This is a genomic window from Pseudomonas reactans (assembly GCF_013387025.1).
GTDB classification, from domain to species: Bacteria; Pseudomonadota; Gammaproteobacteria; order Pseudomonadales; family Pseudomonadaceae; genus Aquipseudomonas; species Aquipseudomonas reactans.
Genome location: NZ_JACAQP010000028.1, coordinates 132,531 through 151,593 on the forward strand (window position 1 = coordinate 132,531; position 19,063 = coordinate 151,593).

Consider the following 19,063-nt stretch of genomic DNA (forward strand, 5'->3'; position numbering starts at 1 on the left):
CTAGTAAATATCTGATCAAGCGCTGAGCAGCTTGCCGCTGCGAATCGGTGTAGCCCCGGAGACGCGACCCAGCGGGTCCCCCGGTTTCACAAACCGCACATCACGGCGCATGTACAGCACACCGGTGTTGTGACTGTTGACCGTGACGGTCTTGCCGCTGTGAGGGTCGACGATATCGAACAGCGCCTGCCCTGCTTCGATCCGGCTACCCACCGCCGCACGGTGCACCAGCACCCCGGCGCTCGGTGCGTAGAACTGCTCGCTGCCCGCCAGCGGCGTGGCCGGGCTGCGCAGCGCCGGCAAAGGGCGCGGGGTGCCATCGATGGCGCCGAGGTGGGTAAGGTAATCGATGATCGCGGTGGCGTCATGGTCCGCCAGCTCGTAAGACACGTCACGCTGGCCACGGTGCTCGACCGTCACCGCGATGCTGCTGTCCGGGATCGGGAAACGCGCGCCAAAACGCTCGCGCAGGTTGACCCACAGCAGGTACAGCGCTTCGTCGAAGGAATTGGCCTGGGAATCGGTCGCCAACAAAGTCGCTTCAGCACCGATGTAACGGGCCAATGGCTCGATGGTCGGCCACACCGACTCACCAGTGTAGAGGTGCATTGCCGCTTCGCGAGAGCAATGCAGGTCGAGCACGATGTCGGCATCGTGGGCCAGCAGCATCAGGGTCTGTTGCAGCGACTGGTACTCATCCATCGGCTGGGCGACGCGCAGGCATTCACCCCAGGCCTGACGGATCAGCGTGCGGTTGACGTCGATGTCCTGGCCGAGCCGGTGCTCGATTTTTTCGGCGATGGCCTGATAAGGCACCGGGAATCCACGGTTGTAGTTGCGACCGCTGCCCAGTTCAAAACGGCCACTGGGCGCGCCCAGGATGTATTGGCCCAGGCCGGCCGGGTTGGCCACGGCCACCAGCACGATCTGCGCGTTGAGGCGGTCGGCATTTTCCAGCGCCGCCAGTTGCTGGCGCAGGTGCGCAGCCACCAGCATCGCCGGGGTTTCATCGGCATGCAGCGCCGCCTGGATATAGATTTTCCGACCGGCACCCACTGCACCGTAATGCTCACTTTCCACGTACCGGTGGGTGCCCTGTGTCGCTTGCAGCAAGGGGTGTTGTTTAAGTTTCATAACGCAGAAGTCTCGATATTCGAGTGACAGAACTTGAGAAAATACTAACGAGACCGGGTGATCGCCTGTAAGGGCGGCCGGGGCTATCTTGATCTTTAAAACCGATCAGCCCAGGCCGCCCCGCCTGTGGCTACCAGAGCGCCAGGGTGTAGCCCAGCAGCACTCGGTTTTCGTTGACGTCGTTGTAGAAGTTGCCCTTGGCCAGGGCGTTGCGCCAGCGCATCGACACGCCCTTGAACGGGCCGGTCTGCACCACGTAGCTGATGTCCAGGTCGCGCTCCCATTCACGGCCTTCGCCGTTGAAACCGATCACCTCAGCCGAATCACCCTTGGCGTACTTGATGCCGAACAACAGGCCCGGTAGGCCCAGGTCGGCGAAGTTGTAGTCGTAGCGCGCGTGCCAGGCGCGTTCCTTGGTCTGGGTGAAGTTGGTGAACTGGTATTCGGTGAACAGGTAGCTGATGGAGCCATCCAGGTAGGTGAACGGCGTGGTGCCGTACTGCTGCTGGAAGCCGCCGCCGATGCTGTGACCGCCGTACTGGTAGGTCAGGCGTGTACTCAAGGCACGGTTGTCGACGTTACCCGCCAGGCCCGCGCCGTCCTTGTCGGCCTTGAAGTAGCGCACGTCAGTCTTCAAGTTGCCCGGCCCCAGGCCAAAGCTGTTCTTGAAGCCGCCATATTGCTGGTGGTAGATGCTGTCCAGCTCGGCATAGTGGTAGCTGAGCAAGGTGTTGGGCGTCAGCGAGTAATCACCGCCGGCGAAGCGAAACTGGTCGCTCAGGGCCGTGCTTTTGTAGACCTTGCTGATGGTGGTCAGCTTCATGTCTTCGTAATTGGTGGAGTCACGGTCCTTGGCCTGGTCCAGTTGGCCGAGGCTGATCTTGAGGTTGCTGATGTCGTTGGACACCAGTTGCGTACCGCTGAAGGATTGCGGGAACAGGCGGCTGGTGTTGGGTTGCAGGGTCGGCAGGTCCGGCACGAGGTAACCCACGCGCAGCTCGCTCTTGGCCAAGCGGGCCTTGGCGGTCACGCCCAGTTTGGAATAGCTGTCGGAAGCGCGCTTGTCACTGTCACGCTGCAGCAAGCCGGTGCCGGACTTGTCCGGGCTGGAGTCGAGTTTCACGCCAAGCATGCCGATGGCATCCAGGCCAAAGCCCACGGTACCGTCGGTAAAGCCCGACTTGATCCCCAGCAAAAAGCCTTGGGCCCATTCGGCACGCACCGATTGGCTGGCCTCTTCACGGTAGTCACGGTTGAAGTAGTAGTTCTTCAATTCCAGCGTGCCGCTGCTGTCCTTGATGAAGTCGGCATGGGCGGCGAACGGGATCATCCCGCTGCTCACGACGCCTACGCCGGTGATGAGTTGAGTCAGGGATTTTTTCATTTTTTTAGCTCCTGGCAGTGTGGGGGTTGGGGTGTTTTTATTGTTCTTCGGGCATGGCTTCGCCGTTCGCGCAAATCCGGGATTTGCGCGGCGGGCAAAGTCAGTCCTGGGTTACAGCGCTAGCGGTACGGGGCCCTGGCGGATGCGGTAGCCACCGTTTTCAAGCTTCTCCAAGGGGCTGGCAGCGGCCAGCAACTTGCGGGTGTAAGGGTGTTGCGGGCGGTCGAAGATCTCATCGCGGGCGCCCATTTCCACCACCCTGCCCTCGCTCATCACCGCCACTCGGTGGGCGATGCGTTCCACCGCCGCCAGGTCGTGGGAGATGAACAGGCAAGCAAAGCCGTATTGCGCCTGCAGGCGTTCGAACAGCTCCAGAATCTGCTTCTGGATGGTCATGTCCAACGCCGAAATCGGCTCGTCGGCAATCACCAATCGAGGATGACGCACCAGTGCGCGGCCAATCGCGACACGCTGGCGCTGGCCACCGGAGAGCTGGTGCGGGAAGCGGTCGACAAACTGCTCGGCTAAACCAATGTCCAGCAAGGTCTTGGTGACCCGTTCACGTTTCTGCTCGGCACTCATGCCGGGCACATGGCGCAGCGGTTCGGCAAGGATGTCGCCGATTTTCATGCGTGGATCGAGGGACGAGTACGGGTCCTGGAAGATCATCTGGCATTGCAGGCGATGTTCGCGGTTGCCGGACTTGAGAATGTCCACTCCTTCAAACTCGATAGCGCCGGCACAGGCCTTGTTCAGGCCGACAATGGCGCGGCCGAGGGTGGTCTTGCCTGAACCGCTGCCGCCCACCAGCGCCAGGGTTTCCCCCGGTGCAATGCTGAGGTTGGCCGAATGCACCACGCGTTTGAACGCGGTGCGGCCCCACAGGCTGCGCGGGCCAGGATGCTCGATGCACACGTCCTTGACCGTCAGCAGCGGGCCGTCGGCCTGGGGCAAGTCCGCCAGTACCCCGCGACGTGGCAAGGCCTCCAGCAACTGCCGGGTGTACTCGGCCTTGGGCGCCAACAGAATCTGTTCAATGGTGCCCTGCTCCACCGCGCGGCCTTCGCGCATCACCACCACCTTGTGGGCGTAGCGCGCCACCAGGGACAGGTCATGGCTGATGAACAGAATCGCCGTGCCCTGCTCGCGGGTGAGGTCGAGCATCAGCTTCAACACGTCCAGCTGCGCCAGGCAATCCAGCGCGGTGGTGGGTTCATCGGCAATCAGCAGCGCCGGGCGCAGCAGCATCACCGAGGCAAGCATAATGCGTTGGCGCATGCCGCCGGAGAACTCGTGGGGGAACGCCGTCAGGCAACGCTCGGCATCCTTGATGCCAATATGGCCGAGCATCTCCAGGCTGCGCTCGCGGATCTGCGCATCCGTCAGCTTGGTGTGCAGGCGCAGGCCCTCGGCCATTTGCTCGCCGATGCTCATGGACGGGTTCAACGAGACCATCGGTTCCTGAAACACCATGCCGATCTTGGCCCCACGCAGCTCGCGCAGTTGCTCAGGCTTGAGGCTGTTGAGGTCATGGCCCTGGAAGCGGACCTGACCGCCACAGTGTTCCAGCGGTGGCGGCAACAGGCCGATGGCGGCGCGGGCGGCCATGGTCTTGCCGCTGCCGGACTCGCCCACCAAGGCGACGATTTCGCCGGGAGCGATGGTGAAGCTCAGGTCATTGACCGCCAGCGGGCCGTGGGCGCCGATGCGGATTTTCAGGTGATCGACTGCCAGTAATACGTCAGTCATGCTCATTTACTCATCCGTGGATCAAGGCGGTCACGCAAGGCGTCGCCACACAGGTTGAACGCCAGCAACGCCATGGCGATGCAGACACCGGGAAACAGCCCCAGCCAACTGGCCGTGGCGATGTAAGGCCGGCTGGCCGCCAGCATGTTGCCCCAGGTCGCCGCCGGTGGCGGTACGCCCAGGCCGAGGAAACTCAACGAACTCTCCGCAAGAATCGCCCAACCGAACATGCTGGTGGCCAGCACGCACACCGGCGCCACGCAGTTCGGCGCGATGTGGCGCAGCATGGTGTACAGCTCGGAATTGCCGATCACCCGTGAAGCTTCGACAAACTCCTTCTCCCGCAGCGACAGCACGGTGCCGCGCACCACCCGCACCACTGAAGGCGTATAGGCCAGGCTCAGGGCGAAGACGATGCCGTACAGGCTCGGGCCGATGATCGCCATCAGGCCCAGGGCCAACAGGATGCCGGGGAATGCCAGCAACGCGTCATTGACCATCATCAGGCCACGGTCGACCCAGCCGCGCAGGAAACCAGCGAGCAAGCCGAGGAAGGTTCCGGCGATGATCGCCATGCTCACCGTCAACACGCTCACCCACAGGCTGGTGTGCGCGCCGATCATCAGGCGGCTCAACACATCGCGGCCATATTCATCCGTGCCCAGCCAGTGTGCGGCGGTCGGCGCCTGCAAGCGCGCCAGCAAGTTCAGCGCCAGCGGGTCATGGGGCGTCCACACCAAGCCGAGCGCGGCCATGATCAACAGCAAGCCCAACAGGAACGCACCGATCAGCGCGTTCAACGGCGGCACGCGCCAGGCCCTGGGGGCACGCACCGGTGCAGGCAACAGCACCTCGGGTGCAGCAGGAAGTGGCTTATTCATAACTTAACCCTGGGGTCGAAGAGCGGGTACAGCAGGTCCACCAACAGGTTGACCAGCACATAGACAAAGGTCACCAGCAGCAGGCAGCCTTGCAGCACCGGGTAGTCCCGGGCGTAGATGGCGTCGACCATCAGCCGGCCGATACCCGGCAGGGTGAACACGGTTTCCAGCACGGCGATGCCGCTGAGCAGGTTGCCAAGGATCAGGCCGATCAGGGTCAAGGTCGGTGCAAACGAGTTGCGCAACGCATGGCGCCACAACACCGCCCGCTCCGACAGGCCCTTGGCGCGGGCATGGGTGATGTACTCCAGGCGCAGCACTTCGATGGCACTGGCCCGTGCCATCCGCGTGATCGCACCCAGCTCCACCAAGGTCAGGGTGACAATCGGCAGCACAATGAAACTCAAGGCTTGCCACGGTGATTGGCCGAACGACACGTAACCCACCACCGGCAACCAGCCCAGCTTGATGCCAAACGCATACAGCAACAGCAGGCCGAGCCAGAAGCTGGGGATCGACAGCAACAGCGTCGCCGTCGATACCACGCCGAAGTCCAGCGCGCTGTCCTGCTTCCACGCCGACAGCAAACCCGCCGGCACCGCAATCAAGGCCGCCAACAACACCGACACCAAGACAATCCCGGCACTCATCTGGAACCGATCCAGGATCAGCGGCAACACGGCCTCATTGGTGGTGATCGAATGCCCAAGGTCACCGCTGAGCACCGCCTTGAGCCAGATCACAAACTGCACCGGCAACGGCTGGTCCAGCCCCAGGGACGCACGCGCCACCTCCAGGCTGTGGGCATCGGCCATGTCGCCAAGCATCAACAACGCGGGATCACCCGGAACCAGGCGGATGATTGCGAACACCATCAGCGAGATCAGCAGCAAGGTCGGAATCGACATCGCCAGGCGTTGGGAGATAAAACGAAACATTTTTAATTGCTCCCGGCGGCTGGGACGCTGACGGTCCAAAGGCGCGGCTTGGACACCGGCCAGGTGCGCAGGCCCTTGACGTAGTCACGGCTGGCGGCAATTGCGTTGCCGTTGTACATCGGGATCATTGGTACGTCCTTGATCATCTGCTGGTGCAGTTGATCGAACAGCGCCTGGCGCTTGCTGATATCACCTTCGCGCTGGGCTTCACGCAGCCACTCGCGGGCCTGGGGGTTATCCCAGACCTTGCGTGACTCTTTGTCCTTGTCGCCGGTCATCGAGTCGAAACTCAAGGCCGGGTCGAGGCGCTCGGAATACGGGAACGCCATCATCTGGTAGTTGCCGCTCTGGTAGCGCTCCAACTGCGTGCCCCACTCCAGGGTTTCCAGCTCCAGGTTGATGCCACTGGCCTTGGCCATGGCCTGCACGAACACGCCCATGTCGAAGATCGCCGCGTAGCGCTTGTTGACGATCAGCTTGATCGGCTCGCCCTTGTAGCCGGCTTCCCGCAGCAGTTGCTCAGTCTTGGCCGGGTCGAAGGTGAAGCCCTGGTCTTCGACGGCGGTGTGGTAATGGCTGCCGCTGGCAACCATCGAGTTGTTGGCCTTGGAGCGACCGCCGGTGAGCGCCTCGACGATTTGCGCCGAATCCAGGGCATGGGCGATGGCCTGGCGCAAACGCACATCTTTAAGCAGCGGATCACGGGTCTGGAACAGCAAGGCATTCACCGACATGGTACCGCTGGAGGTCACGCGCACGCCGGAATGGGCGGCCAGCTCAGTAGCGTCCAGCGGGGTGACATCAATCAGCAGGTCGACGTTTTTCGACAACAACGCGGCTTTGGCGGCGGCCGGGTCCGGGATCACCAGCAAACGCACGCGGTCCAGGGTGGTGGATTTGTTGCCGGTGTAGCCATCGGGCTCTGTTTCGTCGCGCGGGGTGTAGTTGGGGTTGCGCAGCAACTCGACGTATTGGCCAGGCTTCCACTCACCCAGCTGGAATGGGCCGGTGCCGACCGGAGCTCTCCAGCTGCCATCGGCGTTAAGCGAGTCCGCCGACAGAATGCCGCTGCCGCCACATTCAGGCAGCGCAGTGCTGGTCAGGAACAGGCCGTTGGGCTTGTCGAGGGTGAACACCACGGTGAGAGGGTCCGGGGCGTTCATGTCGACGATCTTCGCACCGCCATGTCCATCGAATTCAGGGGCGCAGCGCCACTGGGTCTTGGGGTCGAGGAAGCGCTTCCAGGTCCACAGCACGTCAGCGGACGTCAACGCCTTGCCATTCTGGAACTTCACCCCGTCGCGCAGGTGAAAGGTGTAGCGCAAGCCGTCGTCGGACACCTGCACGTCCTTGGCCAGCAGCGGGCCAACGGTGGCATCTTCGCGGAAGGCTACCAGCCCCTCGGTGATGTGCATGATCACGGCGTCGGAGTTGGTGTCACGGTTCACACCCGGGTCGGTGCTGCGGATGTCAGCGTTGAGCGCCACCTTCAATACACTTTCAGCGTGGGCAGTGCCCACCAGCGCCGCAGACAAGGCGCCCGCCAGGATAAAAGTCTTGTTCATGGTTAACTGCACCTTAAATGTTCCTTACGCATGGGGTTCGGACGCTGGCAGGACCCAAAAAGAGGCACGGCCGAACACCTGGAGAGTTGTTGTTGTTTTAGTCGCCTTCACGGTTGGCGAATGTTCCTGGACCGATCTTATTCTTCACGCGGCAAGCTTGAGAAGAACGCTCCAGGTGATCAGGCTCGGCTTTTCCGATCACTTGCCAAGCCTGTCCTGACTTGGCTCCAGCCTACCGAAAAATCAGGGCCTGGAGCCGTTTGCATGCGTTCAAAAATAATGAACCTGATCGGCCAAACCGATCTGTGCGCACCTGTAGCCATCAGATAAGCTGACGGGTATTCAATGGTTTAAATGCTGAAACCTGAGGCAGTCCTTCATGACTCTCACCCACCTTCGTGCGTTCTGTGCCGTGGTCGAAAAAGGCAGCTTCCGCTCTGCCGCACGTCAATTGGACGTGGCGCAAAGCACCCTGACCCAGTCGATCCAGACCCTGGAAAAAGAACTCGGCGTGGTGCTGCTGCAACGCTCGAACCAAGGCATCAACCTGACCTCGGCCGGTGAAGTGTTCCTGGTACGCGCCCGCTCCATCACCCTCGACTGCGAACGCGCCCTGCTCGACCTGCAACCGTGGAAAGGCGAGCCCGAAGGCCATATCGATCTGGGCGTGACCTCCGAACCGCTGGCCGAACTGCTGGTGCCGGTGCTGAGCAACTTCACCCAGCGCTTCCCGCGCATCCAAGTGCATGTGGCCAGCGGCACCACCAAGGGCCTGGTGGAAAAAGTCCGCGATGGCCGTCTGGATTTCGTGCTGTGCCCGCTGGCGCCGAATGTCACCGACATCGACCTGTCCATCGACCGCCTCTACAGCTCCAGCGCCGGCATCATTGCGCGCAAAGGTCATCCGTTGGCACAGGCCAAGTCGGTGCAGGAACTGGTGGACTGCCAATGGATCAGCGTGCGCTCCACCGGTGTGATCGGCGGCGCCGAGAACCGCCTGGTCCAGCTGTTCCGCACCCAGGGCCTGGCACCACCGAAGATCGCCATCACCACCGATTCGCTGCTGGAAACCCTGCACATCGTCTCGGAAACCGACTACCTGACCATCGAGCCGCGCATGCTGCCGGGGATGAAGCTGTTCTCCAGCGCACTCACCACCATCGCCATCGAAGAACCCCTGGCAGCCCGTGATGTGTGTTTGATCAGCCGCCGTTCCGCGCCCCTCACCGGGGTCAGCCAGGAACTCACCAGCATGCTGATTTCCTATTCCCGGCTGGTGCACCGCAGCCGTTGATCCACCCTCTTGCCGAGCGTTTCCATGCCCCTGACCTCCTACGACGGTTTGCCCCGCGCCAGCGCCAGCAGTGTTGGCGTTGACCCCGACCGCCTGATCGCGTTTCTCGACGCCGTCAAGGCCGCCGGCCTCGACCTGCATGGCTTCATGTTGCACCGCCACGGCCATGTCGTCGCCGAAGGCTGGACCTGGCCGGTGGACCCCAACGAACCCCGCGTGCTGCACTCCATGGCCAAGAGTTTCACCGGTTGCGCCATCGGTCTGGCCATCGAAGAAGGCTTGCTCAAGCTTGACGATCCCCTGGTCACCTTCTTCCCCGACGAAGTGCCTGCCGACGCCGACCCGCGCCTGGCCGACATGACCGTCGAACACCTGCTGACCATGCGTACGGGGCACGCCAGCAATACGTCCGGCTCCGTATGGCGCGGCATCAGCACCAGCTGGATCGCGGAATTCTTCAAGATCCCACTGGCCTATGCGCCGGGCACCGAATACGTTTACACCAGCGCCGCCAGCTACATGCTCTCGGCGCTGATCAATCGCGTTGCCGGGCAGACCTTGCACGACTACCTCAAGCCGCGCCTGTTCATCCCCTTGGATATTCACAACGAAACCTGGGACATCGGCCCGGACGGCGTGAACCCCGGCGGCAATGGCCTCACCGCCCCCGTGTCGGCGGCGCTGAAACTGGCAGTGCTGCACGCCCAGGACGGCCTGTGGAATGGGCAGCAAATACTGCCGGCCGCCTGGGTCCGCGCCGCCACCCAACGCCAAGGCGGGCCGGACAGTCGTTACGGCTACCACTGGATGATGAAACCCAGCGGGGCCTTCAGTGCACTGGGGGTGTTTGTGCAGATGGCCGCCGTGTACCGCGAGTATGGCGCGACGCTGGTATTGGTGGGTGGGATGAAAAACTCGGCGGCGATCCTGCCGTATGTCGAAGCCCATTTCCCGGCGGCGTTTACCCGCGGCGGCAGCCCTGGCGCGGATGCACGCCTGGAACAGCGGCTGGCGAGCATGGCCGAGCGACCTGCGCTAGTGTCTTTATGTGCTGCGCCGGCGAATGGGAAGCGCGTGTTTGAAATGGCCGACAACGGATTGGGCGTGCAGCGGTTGTCGTTTGAGTTTGCAGGCGATGTCTTGACCTTCGAACTCAGCGACAGTCAGGCCACCCATTCGTTGAAAGTGGGCGTTGATCACTGGCTCAGCGGCCTGACCAGCATGCCCGGCCGGGCGTTGCATCACGGTTATGAATTCAACGGCGCGCAGATCGTTGCCGGTGCCCGCTGGCTGGACGCCAGGACACTGGAAATGACCTGGATCTACCCGCAAACGGCATTCAGGGATCGGGTGGTGTGTGTGTTTGACGGGGATGGCGTGAGCGTTGCGCGCACGGTTAACGTCAACAGTGCGGAGCGCGAGCAGGCCGTGTTGATCGGCAGGTCGCGCTAAGCGACCTGCCGATCGCCGCAAGGAGGCTTAAGCACCCGGCTGCAGTAACAACGCCACCAGCGCACTCCATCCCGTCTGATGGGATGCGCCCAGCCCGCGTCCGGTTTCCCCGTGGAAATACTCGTGGAACAACACCAAATCACGGCTGGCCGGGTCTGCTTCCAGCTGGGCGTACCCCGCCATCGACGGCCGTGAGCCATTTTCATCACGCAGAAAGAGACGCGTCAGGCGCTGACTGAGGCCGTCGGCGACGTCCTCCAGGGAGGACAGGTAACCACTGCCGGTCGGGTACTCCACCGAGAAGTTGTCCGCGTAATAGCGGTGAAACTCCCGCAACGACTCGATCAGCATGTAGTTGACCGGCATCCACAACGGCCCGCGCCAGTTGGAGTTACCGCCGTACAGCCGCGAGTCGGATTCGCCCGGCTGATAACTCGCACTCAGGGTATTGCCGTTCATCTTCAACGCCAGCGGTTGTTCGGCAAACGCCTTGGACAGGGACCGCACGCCAAAGGCCGACAAGAACTCTTCGTCATCCAACATGCGCCGCAACAGGTCCTTGGTGCGCTCGCCGCGCAGAAGCGCCAGCAACAGGCGATTGCCCTGCCCCGGCTCGTTCCAGCGCGAGACCAGTTTGGCCAGGTCCGGCCGGTGCTTCATGAAGCCCAGCAAACGCTCGCGTAACCCTTCCAGGCCTTCATGCTCGCGCTGCTCCAGCACCAGCACGGCAAACAGCGGCATCAGCCCGACGATCGAACGCAGGCGCACCGGTTCGTTCTGGCCATCGGGGCGATGCAGCACATCGTAGAAGAACAGGTCCTGCTCGTCCCACAGGCCTTCGGCGCTGTCGTCGACGCGGTTGATGGCGCCGGCGATATACAGGAAGTGCTCGAAGAACTTTACGGCGATGTCGACATACACCCCGTTGCGCTTGGCCAGCTCCAGCGCGATGCGCATCAAGTCCAGCGCATAGGCCGCGACCCACGCCGTGCCATCGGCCTGATCCAGCTGGTAACCCGGAGGCAACGCAGCCGAGCGGTCGAACAAGGCGATATTGTCCAGCCCGAGGAAGCCGCCTTGGAACAGATTGCGCCCTTCGGCGTCCTTACGATTGACCCACCAAGAGAAATTCAGCAGCAGCTTGTGGAATATCCGCTCCAGGAAATCCATATCGCCTACGCCAGTCAGCGCCTTGTCCTGCTGGTAGACCCGCCAACTGGCCCAGGCATGCACCGGCGGGTTGGCGTCGTCGAAGCGCCATTCGTAAGCCGGCAACTGGCCATTGGGGTGCATGAAGCGGTCTTTTACCAGCAGCAACAGTTGCTGCTTGGCATAGCCCGGATCGATCAGCGCAATGGCCACTGCCTGGAAGCCTTGGTCCCACGAGGCGTACCACGGGTACTCCCAGGTGTCGGGCATGGAAAGGATGTCGAAATTCGACAGGTGCCGCCAATGCGTATTGCGGATATGCAGGCGCTCGGGCGGCGGCGCAGGTTGTGCCGGGTCGCCGTCGAGCCATTGGTTCACGTCGAAATAGTAGAGCTGCTTGGACCACAGCAGCCCGGCCAGGGCCTGACGCTGCACATTGCGCGCATCCTCATCGGCGATGTCGCGTTGCAAGGCGGCGTAGAAGTCATCGGCCTCTTGACGGCGTTGTTCGAACAGTTTGCGGGCGTTGACCGGCGGCGCGTCGACCGGGGCAAAACGCAAATAGAGGGTTTTGCTTTCCAGGCCTGCCAGGTCGAGGATGAAGCGCGCGGCGACTTTGGTGCCGCCGTCACGGCGAATTGCCGATTGAACACCGCCGACCACATAATCATTGATCCCATCCTTGAACGGCCCCGGTGCCGGCTGCCCATCCAACCGGGGGACATTGGTTTCGTTCTCGCAGAACAACCATTCCACGCCGTCCTGGCCCCAGGCACTGAGATGACGATCCGCCAATTCATGATGACGCGCCAGCACCTGTTCACCGTCCCGCATCAACTGCGGCTTGGGCGCGTCGAAGGTCCAGCTCCAGTCATTGCGCGCCCACAGCTGGGGCAACACCTGCAAACGCGTCGGTTGCCCCGAACGGTTGTGTACGGTGATACGCATGAAAATGTCGTCGGGCTGGTGCTTGGCGTATTCGACGCTGACATCGCAGTAGCGGTTGTCTTCGAACACGCCGGTGTCGAGGATCTCGTACTCGGCATCCGCCAGGCCACGGCGGGCGTTTTCGCTGATCAGGTCGGCGTAGGGAAAGGCGGCGTGGGGGTATTTGTAGAGCATGCGCATGTAGGCATGGCTCGGTACGCCGTCGACGAAAAAGTACAATTCCTTGACGTCTTCACCGTGGTTGCCTTCGGCGTTGTTGAGACCGAACAGGCGCTCCTTGAGGATCGCGTCACGCTCGTTCCACAGGCCCAGGCCCAGGCACCAGCGTTGCGCCTTGTCGCTGAAACCCGCTAAACCATCCTCACCCCAGCGGTAGGCACGGCTGCGCGCGTGCTCATGGGGAAAGTAGGTCCAGGCGTCGCCGTCGGCGCTGTAGTCTTCGCGCACCGTGCCCCATTGGCGTTCGCTTAAATAAGGGCCCCACTCGCGCCACCGCTCGGCATCCGGCTGCGCCAGGCGTTGGCCTTCGAGGGTTGCACGTATTCGGTTGTCGGGTGTGGCCGTCATCGGGTCCTCCATCGCCTACCAGGTGAGAGGCAGTGTAGAGCCCAATGACGCCCGGGTGCACATGAAGACTTAGAAGATCGCGTAGGTGTAGTTGAAGATCAGGCGGGTCTGGTCCTGGTCGGCGGTGCCGGTGTTCTTGCCGTGATAGGTGCCGGTACGGAAAGTCGTACCAAAACCTTTCAGGGGACCGGCCTGCACAACGTAGTCAAGGCGGAAGTCGGCTTCGTTTTCTTTCTGATCAGGGCCACCGGCTACCTTCGACTTGATGTCCCGGCCATCCAGGTAAGCCACGGACGCCTTCAGGCCCGGCACGTAGGCCTTGAAGTCATACGAGTACTGACCAAAGTTGACCTGCTCGCCCGCGCGGGAGAACTGGCCGACCACAGCATCGGTGAAAAGGTAGAAGTCGCTGCCGCCAGCGCCTTGTGCATGCGGATCGGCCAGGCTGCCCTGGTTCACCCACACAAAACCGCCGTCGTCACCCACGCCAATGTGGCCGAGCATCAAGCTGCTGCCGCCCAACTGGTAGGTGAAGGCCGCGCTGTAGGTCTTGTTGTCCACTTCGCCGGCGTGCTTGGCATAGCCACCGTTGTTGTTGAACTGGTAGCCGCTCTCGCCGTTCTTGCCGTCGCTGCTGCTGTCGAAGTAGCGCAGGTCGGTCTTGAACGACTGGTCATTGCCCAGCGGCAACACGTGGACCAAGCCGAAGTAGTTCTGTTTGTAGAAGTCCTGCAACTGGGCATAGTAGTACTGCAACGTCAGGTTTTTCGCGATGACGTTGTCGGAAGAACCGAACGGTTTGTAGTCCACCCCACCGAACTTGAAGCTGTCACTGTCGCGCGTCCCACCGGCCACGCTCAAGCCCGTAGAGTTGCTGGAGGCACGGCCTTCAGCGCGGTTCAGTTCACCGCCGGTGAAGGTGACATTGGGGATGTCGTTGGAGGTCAGGATGCCGCCGTCAAAGGTCTGCGGCGCCACGCGGCTGTCGTTGGACACCAGGATCGGCAACACCGGCGCCAAGCCACCCCCCACATGCAACTCGGTCTGGGAAATGCGGAACTTCACGTTGCCCGCCGCGCGACCGAAAGAATCGGCAGGTTCAGTGCCGTTGTTCTTGGTCGGAAAGAAGCTGTTGCCGTTGCCCGACAGGCCTGCGCCCGCCGTGTGGCCATCGCCACCGTCCAGACGCAGCGCGCCGAAGGCCATCACATCAAACCCCAGGCCGACGGTGCCTTGGGTGAAGCCGGATTTGTAGTCAAAACGCAGCGCGGTTGCGGTTTCGCGCAGGTCGTTGTTGGTCCCCGAGCGGTTATCCGCGCTGTAGTACATGGTCCGCGAGCTGATGGCCGCGTGACTGTCTTCAAGGAAACCGCTGTGACCGTTGCCCGTGCCCAGCGAACCGAGCCCGAAATCATCAGCGAATGCCTGTTGTGCAAGAACGGCGGCGGTGATCGACAACGCCAGTGTAGAAATTTTCATTAACGACAGCCCCTAAACATTTTTTTATGTGTCTGGTGTGCATAACGGCGTTTTCATCCTTGCAAACGTGACGATTCTTTCATGCCGACCGGGGCGGACTCCGTGAAGAATTAGTTAGGAAAACCGCCCTTAAATGAAATTTCTCAGGGGCTGGTTTTTGTCATATTCACGTCATCTCATTCATTTGCAGAATGAAGTCCTGAGGATTCTTCGTTTGCAAGCGCGCCTTGCGCTCAACAAAATCCAGGCACAGGCCACCTCTATCGTCATCGCCATCAGGAATTTTTCTATGCCTAGCACCGCACATGTCAGCCCAGACGAGATCCGCAAGGGCTTTTCCAAGGCCATGTCCGACATGTACCGAAATGAAGTTCCCCTGTATGGCGCGCTGATGGAGCTGGTGGCCGAGATCAATACCCACGTGCTCGACACCCAGCCACAGCTGGCGCAGCAACTGCGACGCACCGGCGAAATCCAGCGCCTGGACATGGAACGCCACGGCGCGATCCGCCTGGGCACGGCAGAGGAACTGGCGACCATCAGCCGCCTGTTCGCAGTGATGGGCATGCAACCGGTGGGCTACTACGACCTGACACCGGCTGGCGTGCCCGTGCACTCCACCGCATTTCGCGCCGTGCATGAACAGGCGCTGCAAACCAGCCCGTTTCGCGTATTTACCTCATTGCTGCGCCTGGAACTGATCGAAAACCCCGACCTGCGCGCCTTTGCCGAAACCGCCCTGGCCAAACGCTCGATCTTCACCCCCGGCGCCCTGGCGCTGATCGAACAGGCGGAAAAAGACGGCGGCCTCAACGTTGCGGATGCCGATGAGTTCATCCGCCAGGCCCTGGAAACCTTCCGTTGGCACCACACCGCCACCGTCACCAGCGCGCAGTACCAGCAACTGAGCGACCAGCATCGCTTGATCGCCGACGTGGTCGCCTTCAAAGGCCCGCACATCAACCACCTGACCCCGCGCACCCTGGACATCGACCAGGTCCAGGCTGCCATGCCCGGTAAAGGCATCACGCCAAAAGCCGTGATCGAAGGACCGCCTCGCCGCCGCTGCCCGATCCTGCTGCGCCAGACCAGCTTCAAGGCCCTGGATGAACCCATCGCCTTCACCAACGCCCAAGGCAGCCACAGCGCACGCTTCGGCGAAATCGAACAACGCGGCGTAGCACTCACGCCCAAAGGCCGTGCGCTGTACGACCAGTTACTGAACGCCGCGCGTGACGAACTGGGCGCTTTCCCCAATGAGGGCAACGCCACGCGTTATGTCGAATTGATGGAACGGCACTTCCAGGCCTTCCCGGATGATCACGCGCAGATGCGTGAACAGGGCCTGGCCTACTTCCGCTACTTCACCACCGAGCAGGGTCTGGCGGCGCGTGGTTCGGCTGATCAACCGCGAACCCTGGACGCATTGATCGCAGCGGGCCACATCGATGTGGAGCCTTTGGTGTATGAAGATTTTCTGCCGGTGAGTGCGGCGGGGATTTTCCAGTCGAACCTGGGGGATGCGGCGCAGAGTCACTACGCGGCCAACTCGAACCAGGCCGAATTTGAAAAGGCGCTGGGCCGTCGGACCATTGATGAATTGAAGCTGTATGGCGAGACGCAGCAGCGCTCGATTGATGCGTGCACACGAGTACTGTTGGCCTGAAATGAAGTACCCACCCGGCTCACCAGCGCAATCCTTGCGCCGCAACAGTCCCCAGAGCCGGGTGGGCGGTGGGCATCATAGGCAGTGTAAGCCGCCCTGTCCTTCAGACAATTCTGAACAAATGTGTCCGCCCCTGCTGTAGGAGCGAGCTTGCTCGCGAAAAACCTGAGAGCGCCGCGATGAACCAGAAGCGCTGCGTTATCGTTGACGTTTTTCGCGAGCAAGCTCGCTCCTACAGGGGAGTGTGTTTTGGGCTTATGCCAACTTCGCCACAATGTCGTCTTTGATCAACAGCCGTTTCTTCTTCAGCTTCTCCACCTCCTCATCGCTGGCACTCGCCGACTCTGCCTTCAGCACCTCCTTGTCAGCGTCATCGTATTGAGTGAGCAGCGAGTCCAGGCGTTTGTCGCTCGCCCTGCGTTCGTGAACGACTTCCTTGCTCAACCCCAAGTCCTGATACAGGTCGTGTTTCACTGGCATGGCGTACCTCCGCACGTTGATCAATGGCTTACGCCCTAGAAGCTAGACCATTGCGAGGGGTCTTGTCATGTTCGGAGTCAATACAGCCCCGTTCGTCGCGGCGCAGGTGTTTGGATCAAACCTTTGCGGCGCCCTGCCCTCCACTCTAGATAGCCATTCGAGGGAGACCGGTTCATGACTCATGCCGCCACCGCTGTCGACACCCAATGCATCAACACCATTCGCACCCTGGCCATGGACGCCGTGCAGAAGGCCAATTCCGGGCATCCGGGCACGCCCATGGGCCTGGCGCCGGTGGGTTACACGCTGTGGAGTCGCTTCCTGCGTTATCACCCGGAGCATCCCGACTGGCCCAACCGTGACCGTTTTGTGTTGTCGGTGGGGCATGCGTCGATGTTGCTGTACTCGCTGCTGCACCTGGCGGGTGTGGTGGAAATCGACGCCCATGGCAAGCGTACGGGCCAGCCGGCGATCAGCCTGGACGACATCAAGCAATTTCGGCAGGCCGATTCGAAAACGCCGGGCCATCCCGAATACCGCATGACCACTGGCGTGGAAACCACCACCGGGCCACTCGGCCAGGGCTGCGCCAACAGCGTCGGCATGGCGATGGCCGAGCGCTGGTTGGGTGAGCGTTTCAACCGTGATGGCCAGGTGTTGTTCGATTACGACGTCTACACCCTGTGCGGTGACGGCGACATGATGGAAGGCATCAGCAGCGAAGCTGCGTCGATGGCCGGCCACCTGAAGCTGGCGAACCTGTGCTGGATCTACGACAACAACACCATCAGTATCGAAGGCCACACCGAATTGGCGTTCAGCGAAGACGTGATCCAGCGCTTCCAGGCCTATGGCTGGCACACGTTGCACGTGACCGACGCCAATGACTTGCAGGCCTTGAGCGCGGCGCTGGAGACCTTCAAAAGCAATACCGGCGCACCGACCCTGATCGTGGTCGACAGCGTGATCGGCTACGGCTCGCCCCACAAGCACAACACCGCCGCCGCCCATGGCGAACCGTTGGGCGATGAAGAAATCCGCCTGACCAAGGCCGCTTATGGCTGGCCGCAGGATTCAAGTTTTCTGGTGCCGGACGACGCGCGCACCGTCTTGCGTGATGCCCTGTTGGAACGCAGCCAGGCGTTGTACGAAACCTGGAGTCAGCACCTGTCGCAGTTGGAGCAGTACGAGCCGGAACTGGCTGACGAGTTGCGCCGCATGCGTGCAGGAGAAATGCCCGAGCATTGGCAAGACGATTTACCTCACTTCGACAGCGATCCCAAGGGTATCGCCAGCCGCGCCGCAGGTGGCGAAGTGCTGAATGCGTTTGCCCAACAAATCCCGTGGCTGCTGGGCGGCTCGGCGGACTTGTCACCGTCGACCAAGACCAACCTTACCTTCGACGGCGCCGGGCGTTTCAGTGCCGACGACTACAGCGGGCGCAACCTGCACTTCGGCATTCGTGAGCACGCCATGGGCGCGATCGCCAATGGTATGGCGCTATCCTACCTGCGGCCGTACACCTCGACCTTCCTGGTGTTCAGCGACTATATGAAACCGCCGATCCGACTGGCGGCGATCATGGAATTGCCGGTGGTGTTTGTGTTTACCCATGACTCGATTGGCGTCGGTGAAGACGGGCCGACGCACCAGCCGATCGAGCACCTCACGCAACTGCGCGCCACGCCGGGGTTGCTGACGCTGCGGCCCGGCGATGCCAACGAAACCCTGGAATTATGGAAGGTAGCCCTGGCGCAAACCCATCGGCCAAGCTGTGTGGTGTTGTCGCGCCAGCCGTTGCCGACGTTGGATCGTACGAAATATGCGCCGGCGTCCGGGGCAGCCAAGGGGGCTTATGTGTTGGCGAGTGCCAACGAGCCCAAGGTGATTCTGTTGGCGACCGGCAGCGAGGTCAGCCTGGCCGTGGCGGCGTATGAACAGTTGGAAAACGAAGGGATTGCCGCGCGGGTCGTCTCGATGCCGAGTTGGGAGTTGTTTGAAGACCAGGACCAGGCGTATCGCGACAGTGTGTTGCCGCCAGCGGTGAAGGCGCGGGTCGTGGTGGAACAGGCTGGGCCATTGGGTTGGGACCGGTATGTGGGGCAGACCGGGGCCAAGGTGGTGATGAACAGCTTTGGCGCGTCGGCGCCGCTGGCCAAGTTGCAGGAGAAGTTTGGGTTTACGGTGGAGAATGTGGTGGAGCAGGCTTTATCGCAGGTTCAACTGATTCAGGGTTGAGCTAAAAGTGGGATTGCTCGCGAATGCGGGGGGCAGTTTTTTGGGGTGGGGTACATATCCGTTATTTAGGTAATGGCTGATATTGGTTCCGCCCTTACGGCGGCTCACTTTTGATAGAGCGCAAAAGTAAGCAAAACGC

13 protein-coding genes are annotated in these 19,063 nt (G+C 61.7%); 4 read left to right on the top strand and 9 right to left on the bottom strand.

The window, feature by feature from the left end; genetic code table 11:
- Window positions 1-15: 15 nt before the first annotated feature.
- The 6 genes from HX793_RS23485 to HX793_RS23510 all read right to left on the bottom strand — a co-directional run bounded on the left by HX793_RS23485 (window position 16) and on the right by HX793_RS23510 (window position 7,651).
- Window positions 16-1,134, bottom strand: a complete 1,119-nt coding sequence (locus tag HX793_RS23485) for a succinylglutamate desuccinylase/aspartoacylase family protein (protein WP_177095708.1) — start codon at window positions 1,132-1,134, stop codon at window positions 16-18.
- A 130-nt stretch (window positions 1,135-1,264) separates the two neighbouring features.
- Window positions 1,265-2,518 (bottom strand): OprD family porin, encoded by a 1,254-nt coding sequence (locus HX793_RS23490; RefSeq protein ID WP_016977186.1) that lies wholly within the window; start codon window positions 2,516-2,518, stop codon window positions 1,265-1,267.
- A gap of 111 nt (window positions 2,519-2,629) precedes the next feature.
- Window positions 2,630-4,273: an ABC transporter ATP-binding protein gene (locus HX793_RS23495; RefSeq protein ID WP_016977187.1), complete on the bottom strand. Its 1,644-nt coding sequence runs from the start codon at window positions 4,271-4,273 to the stop codon at window positions 2,630-2,632.
- Complete coding sequence (locus HX793_RS23500; RefSeq protein ID WP_095016587.1) at window positions 4,270-5,148, bottom strand: ABC transporter permease; 879 nt, start codon at window positions 5,146-5,148, stop codon at window positions 4,270-4,272. Before HX793_RS23500 ends, HX793_RS23495 begins: the two co-directional genes overlap by 4 nt.
- Window positions 5,145-6,086 (bottom strand): ABC transporter permease, encoded by a 942-nt coding sequence (locus tag HX793_RS23505; protein WP_016977189.1) that lies wholly within the window; start codon window positions 6,084-6,086, stop codon window positions 5,145-5,147. The genes HX793_RS23500 and HX793_RS23505 overlap by 4 nt, the downstream gene beginning before the upstream one ends.
- Before the next feature lie 2 nt (window positions 6,087-6,088).
- The gene (locus tag HX793_RS23510) at window positions 6,089-7,651 is read right to left on the bottom strand and encodes an ABC transporter substrate-binding protein (RefSeq protein ID WP_177053070.1); all 1,563 of its coding nucleotides are present in this window, start codon (window positions 7,649-7,651) and stop codon (window positions 6,089-6,091) included.
- 379 nt (window positions 7,652-8,030) lie between these two features.
- Here HX793_RS23510 and HX793_RS23515 point away from each other — a divergent pair, with 379 nt between their 5' ends.
- Window positions 8,031-8,945 (top strand): LysR substrate-binding domain-containing protein, encoded by a 915-nt coding sequence (locus HX793_RS23515; protein ID WP_016977191.1) that lies wholly within the window; start codon window positions 8,031-8,033, stop codon window positions 8,943-8,945.
- A gap of 24 nt (window positions 8,946-8,969) precedes the next feature.
- Window positions 8,970-10,397: a serine hydrolase domain-containing protein gene (locus HX793_RS23520; protein WP_177095706.1), complete on the top strand. Its 1,428-nt coding sequence runs from the start codon at window positions 8,970-8,972 to the stop codon at window positions 10,395-10,397.
- A gap of 27 nt (window positions 10,398-10,424) precedes the next feature.
- Here HX793_RS23520 and HX793_RS23525 read toward each other — a convergent pair whose 3' ends face one another.
- Both HX793_RS23525 and HX793_RS23530 read right to left on the bottom strand, forming a co-directional pair.
- On the bottom strand, window positions 10,425-13,061 hold the full coding sequence (locus HX793_RS23525; protein WP_177095704.1) for an MGH1-like glycoside hydrolase domain-containing protein: 2,637 nt from the start codon (window positions 13,059-13,061) through the stop codon (window positions 10,425-10,427).
- Between the two features lie 69 nt (window positions 13,062-13,130).
- Window positions 13,131-14,540, bottom strand: a complete 1,410-nt coding sequence (locus HX793_RS23530; protein ID WP_095016592.1) for an OprD family outer membrane porin — start codon at window positions 14,538-14,540, stop codon at window positions 13,131-13,133.
- A 289-nt stretch (window positions 14,541-14,829) separates the two neighbouring features.
- On the opposite strand from HX793_RS23530, the gene hglS reads away from it, so the two are divergent.
- Complete coding sequence (gene hglS / locus HX793_RS23535; protein ID WP_177060819.1) at window positions 14,830-16,206, top strand: 2-oxoadipate dioxygenase/decarboxylase HglS; 1,377 nt, start codon at window positions 14,830-14,832, stop codon at window positions 16,204-16,206.
- Between the two features lie 255 nt (window positions 16,207-16,461).
- Here the strand turns inward: hglS and HX793_RS23540 are convergent, their stop codons facing one another.
- Window positions 16,462-16,686, bottom strand: coding sequence for a DUF465 domain-containing protein (locus HX793_RS23540; RefSeq protein ID WP_095016594.1), 225 nt, complete (start codon window positions 16,684-16,686; stop codon window positions 16,462-16,464).
- Between the two features lie 174 nt (window positions 16,687-16,860).
- Between HX793_RS23540 and tkt the strand changes: the two genes are divergently transcribed.
- Window positions 16,861-18,924, top strand: coding sequence for a transketolase (gene tkt / locus HX793_RS23545; protein WP_177095702.1), 2,064 nt, complete (start codon window positions 16,861-16,863; stop codon window positions 18,922-18,924).
- The last annotated feature ends 139 nt before the right edge of the window (window positions 18,925-19,063 follow it).